Consider the following 5,419-nt stretch of genomic DNA (forward strand, 5'->3'; position numbering starts at 1 on the left):
TGAAAAATCTGTTCTCAATCCTTTTGGTTTGTCCTGGATGCTTGAATAACTGTTTCCCCGAAATATTGAGGGGATACGGAAAACCCATATCCAGTAATTTATTATTTCTCAAAACTAAAAAGTAAAAAAATTGTCTTACTTCTTCCTTCGGCTCTCTCACTCCATTTTACCCTCATTTAACCCCATTAGCTACTACTCCCAATACTTTAAAATCGGCTACCTGTAGTTGATCTAAGGCTTTGTTTACCATGCCGCGATCGGTTTTTTCAATTTTTACTATCAGCACTGTACCATCAGTTTGAGAAGCTAGTAAATGACCGTCCGCTAAACCCATTAAAGGTGGCGTATCGTAAATTACTAAATCAAATAAGACTAGGAATTGTTCCATTAAATAGTGCATCTTTCTGGAAGAAAGTAATGTAATTGGATCTGGGGGAACAGTACCAGCAGTGAGGACAAAAAGATTCTCATCGTCGGGCAATCGCTGAATAGCTTCATTTAAGCTTAAATCTGAAGTCAAAGTATCGCTTAAACCTCTCATATTTGATAGACCAAGGTATGTGTGCACTTGAGGAAAACGCATATTAGCATCTACTAATAATACTCGTTTACCCACAGCAGAAGCAGTTTTAGCTAAATAAACTGCTACAGTGGATTTACCCTCACCTTTAATGGTCGAAGTGATGGTTAAAGAACTTATCGGGTGTTCAGCATTTAATAACTGAATATTTGTGTATAAGTAGTGAAATGCCTCTACCACCGGAAAATCTTTGTAATTTGATACTATTATTCGTTTTAAGCTTGCACTTTTAGTAGGTGAACTTACGCTAGTGAATTTAGGTGGAACACTTTCGCCTCTACGAGATTTAATTTTTATTGCTTTGGCGATCGGAATTACTCCCAAAAGAGGGCGTTTAGTTGCTGATTTAATTTCTTCGGGAGTATGAAAAACAGTATTTAAAACTTCTACTAGAAAACCTACAGCAATGCCTAGTAAACTGCTAATAACTATCGCGATCGCTAGTTGGCGGCGAGTTGGTTTTTCTGTTACTGGATAGATATTACCTTTTTCGTCTGTGACTAACTGTGGTTTAGATATAATTTGCCAAGAGCCATCAATTTGACCAGCATCTAGTTGTAAAGTTTTTTGTTTTTCTAGGAACAGTTTGAGAGTATCTTTAGCTAGTTCTAGTTTTAATTGTATCTCATCATAGCGACGTTGAGCTTGGGGCATTTGAGTGATTTTTGCTTGCACTAAATTTTGGCTATTAGTTATCAATCGCTCGCGAGCTTCCAACTGTCCTACTTGGGATTTCATCTGAAAGAGGACAGACTCAGCTTCTTTTTGCATTAAATTGCGCAAACTTTGCTGCTTTTCCCGCAAAGATTGAATGGGAAGGCTATTTTCATAAAATTGAGTAGAGCTTAAAGCTAATTGCGACTCTATTTCATTTACTTTGCTCATTAAACTTTCATAAGACTTGGGGCTAATATCAACAATCCAACGATTATCGCCAGTTAAAGATCTTTTTTTGTAGCTTTCATATTGCTGCCTACTTTCTGCTAGTTGTACTTGCACTTCTAGGCGACGATTAGTTATACTATCTAGCTGATCTGATAGGCTGCGGCTGCGTAGTTCTGGTTGATTAAAGTTATAATTAATTCTTAATATTTGTAATTCTTGTTGCAATTTATCTACTTGCTGCTGGAGGGGAGACATTTGTTTAGCGATAAAATCAAGACTTTGTTTGCTAACCTTTAAGCGCTCTTTGCCCATATATTCTACGTAATATTTGGCCATTTCTTCCAGTACATATTTGATGCGCTTGGGGTCTCGATCGCGGTAGCTAATATCTAAGAGTTTAGTACCCCCCTGCTTCCCATCTCGCAAGAAAGTAACACGTTGGATAGTCAAGCGGCTGTTGAGATTTTTATAGTCAAAATTTGGATATCTTTGTTGCAATTTATTAACTAATGGTATTAGAACTTCTGGGCTTTTTAAAACCCGCGTTAAACTTTGATAGTCCACCGAGGAACCGTCTTCCGCTGAGGACTTAATTTTGTTCAAGTCTGTGATGCCTATACTGTTATTTTGAGCTTGGACTAAGAGCTTTGATAGCCGATCGTCAGTCGTAAGGGGTTCTGCTAAAACTGTAAATTTTCCTTCATACTCAGTAATAGATTTTTTGGCAGCCCTGAGCACGAAAGTACCGCTCAAAGCAGCTATGCTGGCAGCTACTATTGCCATCACCAGAAGGCGACGTTTGACGACAGCGATTACCCAATTAATATCAAGGACTTGGTCATCCTCTTCTGGGGTACTAGCTAGGTAATTAGCGGAGGGGACAGACAAATATTGACCGTTAATGTCATTCTTTAGAGAAGAAAACAGTTTTTTATCCATAATAGAAATGTTGTTAAATTCCTAATTTCCTAATATTCTGAGTAGCTCTATAAGTCTCGTGGGAACAAGAATTCCACCAATAATACTACTAGCTGGTGTGAGAACAGTGGTAATGGTGTCTACCAAGGTAGCAGTCCTCGATCGTCCCACTATAATTATGTCATTCTCTTGAATAAGTGGGTTGGTTTGAGCATCGATTCCTTGATTCAAATTAATTGCTACTTCCGATCGGGATATAGTTCCATTAGGATTCAGCCTGATCAGTTCCACGGATCTAGAGTTAGCGCGACTTAGTCTGAAACCCCCCGCATTCATAATTGCTTGATTTAAGGTAGTATTAGGAGGTAATTTGAACCCACCCGGAGTATTGACTTCTCCGATAACACTCACTTGCACAGTCCCCGGAGCAAAGCTAGCAGTAGCTAAAACAGAAACTTCTCCTGGGTCGATAGCCGTCGCTGTTGGGACAAAGATGATATCCCCTTCTTGTAGTATAGTATCTTGAGAGGTATCTTGTTCTTGCAAATATTGCCAGAGGTTAATAGTGCGGATTTGTTGTTTGCCATTTCTAGTATAACGTTGGAGTTGGATTTGGCGAATATCGGCGATTGATGTGATGCCACCAGCTAGTTGTAGGGCACGAATGATAGTCGGTTGTCCGCTGCTTCTTTGACCATTTTGGGTATCACCACCGATCGCGACATATCTACCGGGACGCTTCACCTCTCCGAATACTGAGACAGTACGGGGTTGCTCTGCGGGTATAGAAAAATTAGATTCACTAACTTGATTTGTTTCTGCTAAGTTAATTGTTTCTTGAGGGGGAACCAATATTTGATCTCCATCTCGCAACGTGATGTCTTGGCTTGTTTGACCAGTTTGTAAATAATCCCACAGGTTATAAGTGATAGTTACTTCTTGGTTAGCCTTGATACGACGTCGGACAATTATCCGGCGGATATCAGCGCTAGCTCGAATACCCCCAGCTTTTTCTAAAGCTTGAGGAAGGGTGGGAAACTGAACTGATGGTCTGTTTCCACCTCCATTAGCTAGGGGCAATGAGTAGGAGCCGGGACGACTTATTTCACCAGATAACCAAATATTGAGCGGGCGGGCAGCTTGTAAGCTGATTGTAACTAAAGGTCTTTTTACGACCCGGCCATAAGCTCTAGTAATAACTTGGGCTGCCTCTTGTAAAGTTAATCCTTGAAGGGGAATACTACCAATAATCGGGATTTGAATAGCTCCCCCAGCGGGAATTTGATACTCCCCACTAAGCTGGGGCAGATCGTAGATATCAATTCTAATATTGTCTCCACCACCTAGATAGTAGTCAGTATTAATGCTTATTGTGGGGGGTGGGGACTGAGCGAGGTTTGTTTGAGGGTAAGAGAGAGTGAGTACCAGCGCCAGCAGTGGCACTTGTAAGGCAGGAAGGGTAAGCCATTTCATAGGTAGTAACAAATTTGATGATAGAGGTCAAGCCATGAAAGATATTTTAAGAGTGCCGATGTTTGCGTTGATGCTGTTTTGTTTAGCGATTGTCATCTTTGTGACTTTTTATATTTTAGTCGCACGCCATCCCAAATTGGGTGTCACATTAGAAAAGATTTTTGTGGGGATACTTTTTTTTACCATCACTGGTGGTTCAGGGATCATAGCGATGCCCTTTACCAAACTCCATCCTAAAGTTTTATACAACTTAGAAAGTACACCCCCAACGATTATTGGTCAAATTGCCATTTATGGTGCCATGATATTAATCTTATTTCCCCGATTAACTAAAACAACAAAAAAAACAGTTTTTGTACTCATTAAATGGATAGCAGGAGACATTTGTTTAGGTTTGTTTTTGTTGACTATGACTTTGTCGGGCTTGTGGTCACAAACTCCTGAAATTACTTTTCGTGCTATTTTTGCTATGTGGGGAGTAACACTGGTTTCTATTTATGTAGGGAAAGTGTATAGTTGGTTAGAAATTTATGGATTATTGAGATGGCTAACTGGTTTATTAGCTTTATGGGGAGTGGTAAAACCAAATCCAGCACCGGACGGTTGTTGGACAGGAGTTTTCGGTCATAAGAACCCTTTTTCTTTTCAAATGGCTAATACAGCTTCTTTATGGATTTTATATGCTGTTAAGGATCGTAAATATCGATATTTATCATTATTTATAACTTTAATAGCTTTAGTAGGATTGCAAAAAGGTTGTAGTGGTGCTAGTCGGATTTTGACAGTGGTATTAATCAGTTTGTGGAGTTATTTAGCTTTATTAAAAAAATTACCTGTCAAATGGGCTTTTCTCTGCTTTATTTTATTTTTGGTGGGGAGTATAGGTATAAGTATTTTGGTTTTAAATAATTTAGAGGCTATTATTGTGGATGGTTTGAAAAAAGATATGACTTTAACGGGTAGAACCGATTTTTGGCCTTTAATTATTGATCGAATTAATCAAAACCATCCCATATTTGGTTATGGAATGGCTGGATTTTGGCAGCCTTGGCGTGGCTTGGAAAACCCAGCTTACGGAATTATAGTAGTTAAATCGGGTTTTGTGCCACCGCACTCTCACAATGGTTTTATTGATATACTTTGCGAACTGGGTTGGGTCGGATTGTTATTGTTTATTTTGTCATTTTTAAATAATATATTTAGAGGTATAAAGTACCTAGTTAAAGAAAGTTTTCCCGAGTCAGGTTTGCCTTTGTATATATTAACATTTATGCTAATGACTAATTTGACAGAGGGGGGATTATTTGGTATTGGTACTTATTGGTGTTGGTATGTAGTTTTATCGGTAAAATTGAGCTTAGATAGGACAGCTAAGGATAATCAACACTGATGATGACAGCATTTGGTCAGCCCGCTCAATCTAGAGACTTGAGTGCGATCGCACTTTTTAGTCTAAACTCCAATAACTAAGTAGACACACCTAAAAAACTGTAGTTTAGACTAAATAAAGATGAGAAAGGTGGCTTCAGAAGAACTAGAGCCACCGCGCTGGGAGAGAATAAG

General features: G+C 39.1%; 3 protein-coding genes. 1 reads left to right on the top strand and 2 read right to left on the bottom strand.

Translation table 11 applies throughout. The features are described 5' to 3' along the window. Positions 1-172 precede the first annotated feature (172 nt). Positions 173-2,404 (bottom strand): polysaccharide biosynthesis tyrosine autokinase, encoded by a 2,232-nt coding sequence (locus QUA13_RS31140; RefSeq protein WP_333204786.1) that lies wholly within the window; start codon positions 2,402-2,404, stop codon positions 173-175. A gap of 21 nt (positions 2,405-2,425) precedes the next feature. Further along, positions 2,426-3,856 (bottom strand): SLBB domain-containing protein, encoded by a 1,431-nt coding sequence (locus QUA13_RS31145; RefSeq protein WP_333204788.1) that lies wholly within the window; start codon positions 3,854-3,856, stop codon positions 2,426-2,428. Positions 3,857-3,890: 34 nt separating this feature from the next. Here QUA13_RS31145 and QUA13_RS31150 point away from each other — a divergent pair, with 34 nt between their 5' ends. Next, complete coding sequence (locus QUA13_RS31150) at positions 3,891-5,246, top strand: O-antigen ligase family protein (protein WP_333204790.1); 1,356 nt, start codon at positions 3,891-3,893, stop codon at positions 5,244-5,246. Positions 5,247-5,419: the final 173 nt, after the last annotated feature.

It is taken from the genome of Microcoleus sp. S28C3, from assembly GCF_036700785.1.
Classification (GTDB): Bacteria; Cyanobacteriota; Cyanobacteriia; order Cyanobacteriales; family Microcoleaceae; genus Microcoleus; species Microcoleus asticus.

Coding starts and splice junctions, on each gene's coding strand:
- QUA13_RS31145 (WP_333204788.1), bottom strand. CDS start 3,856: ATGAAATGGCTTACCCTTCCTGCCTTACAAGTGCCACTGCTGGCGCTG.
- QUA13_RS31150 (WP_333204790.1), top strand. CDS start 3,891: ATGAAAGATATTTTAAGAGTGCCGATGTTTGCGTTGATGCTGTTTTGT.
- QUA13_RS31140 (WP_333204786.1), bottom strand. CDS start 2,404: ATGGATAAAAAACTGTTTTCTTCTCTAAAGAATGACATTAACGGTCAA.